This is a genomic window from Myxococcus sp. RHSTA-1-4, from assembly GCF_020037125.1.
In the GTDB taxonomy this organism is placed as follows: Bacteria; Myxococcota; Myxococcia; order Myxococcales; family Myxococcaceae; genus Myxococcus.
Map to the genome: position 1 here is coordinate 1 of NZ_JAIQDG010000109.1, position 1739 is coordinate 1739.

General features: G+C 64.9%; 1 protein-coding gene. It reads left to right on the plus strand.

The genetic code is table 11. The features are described from left to right. Nucleotides 1-133 precede the first annotated feature (133 nt). On the plus strand, nt 134-1504 hold the full coding sequence (locus tag K8638_RS44120; protein WP_223760799.1) for an IS4 family transposase: 1371 nt from the start codon (nt 134-136) through the stop codon (nt 1502-1504). The last annotated feature ends 235 nt before the right edge of the window (nt 1505-1739 follow it).

The window sequence follows — 1739 nt, forward strand, 5'->3', positions numbered from 1 at the left end:
CACCCCTTTCAAGGTGATGGAGGAGGCTCCCTGGCGGGCGGGGCGGCAGGAGAGGTAGCGATAGCTTCGGGGAGCGGCGCTTGGCGGGGTCGGCGAGAGCATCTTTCAGGGAGGTTTGGCTGGAGGAAGAGTCATGGCCCTGGACGCCGTTTTCGAGCGCTTCGTGCATCACAGCCCCTTGCCCGTCATGGCGCGGTTGCTCATGCAGCGGGCCCTGAGTCCCGAGTGGCTCGACGGCTTGTTCGAGCAGCATCGCCAGCGGCAGTACACCCGCGAGTTGCTCTTCTCCACCGAGGTGGACCTGATGGCGTTGGTGGCCTTGGGCCTGCGGCCGTCGCTGCATGCGGCCGCCCAGGCCAGCGACGAGCTGAAGGTGTCGATGCAGGCGCTCTACGACAAGGTGCACCACACCGAGCCGCAGGTGGTGCGGCAGTTGGTGCAGGGCTGCGGGGATCGACTGACGCCCGTGCTGAAGCAACTGAAGCTCCAGCAGCCGTCCTGGGCGGCGGGCTATCGCGTGCGGGTGCTGGATGGGAACCACCTGGCGGCCAGCCAGAAACGACTCAAGCCGCTGCGAGGCTTTCGAGGAGCGGCGCTGCCCGGGCAGTCGCTGGTGGTCTACGCGCCGGAGTGGGACCTGGTGGTGGACATGGTGCCTGCGGAGGATGCGCACGCGCAGGAGCGGACGCTGCTGGAGCCGGTGCTGGAGCGAGTGCAAGCTGGGGAGTTGTGGTTGGCGGACAGGAACTTCTCGACGACGCGGACTCTGTGCGCCATCGCGGACAAGAAGGCCGCATTCCTCATCCGGGAGCATGGCCGCTCTCCCCACCCGGACGAGGTAGGGACAATGAAGAAGGCGGGGCGTGTCGAGACAGGCGTCGTATTCGAGCAGGCCGTCGAGGTGGAGGACGAGCAGGGGCGGCGCTTGCGGCTGCGGCGGATTGAGTTGCAGTTGGATGAGCCGACTGAGGATGGCGACAGCTGCATCCGTCTGCTGACGAACGTGCCCGCGGAGCGCATGGGGGCCAAGGAAGTGGCGGGGCTGTACCGGCGGCGCTGGAGCATCGAGGGGATGTTCGGCCGGCTGGAATCGGTATTGAAGAGCGAAGTGAGTACGTTGGGCTACCCGCGAGCGGCCCTGCTGGCCTTCGGCGTAGCGGTGATGGCGTACAACGTGCTGGCGGTGTTGCTGGCGGCAGTCGAGGCCGAGCACCGGCTGCAGTCGACGGAACTGTCCAGCTACTACGTGGCAGGCGAAGTGAAGGCCACTTATAGCGGGATGATGATTGCCATTCCCGAGAAGCTCTGGCGCGGTTTCGAGTCTCAGACGGACGAAGACTTGAGCAGGACGCTGCTGAGGATGGCCAGCCATGTCAATCCGGCGAAACTGCGCAAGCATCCCCGAGGGCAGAAGAAGAAGGTGAAGAAAGGGTATGCGCCGAGGCAAGAGGTCGACCGACATGTCTCAACGGCGCGGGTGCTGAGAGGAGACGAGAAAACCTGACGGCCGTATGGTGTCTGACCTCGGTTCTTCAGTGCGCCCCAGGAGCGAAAGGGCTGTCCGGAATGTGGTCGTCGTGCAACGACTTCGGGGAATGAGGTGTCTCCCGCAAAGCGAAAGCATGAAAACCATGCTCGCGGTGCACAGAGAACCGCGAACGAGTGGTCTCGCGGCCCCAACATGCCTCCCTACACGCACGGCCAGGGAGCGACACGCTCCCTACACCTTGAAAGGGGTG

Coding starts and splice junctions, on each gene's coding strand:
- K8638_RS44120 (WP_223760799.1), top strand. CDS start 134: ATGGCCCTGGACGCCGTTTTCGAGCGCTTCGTGCATCACAGCCCCTTG.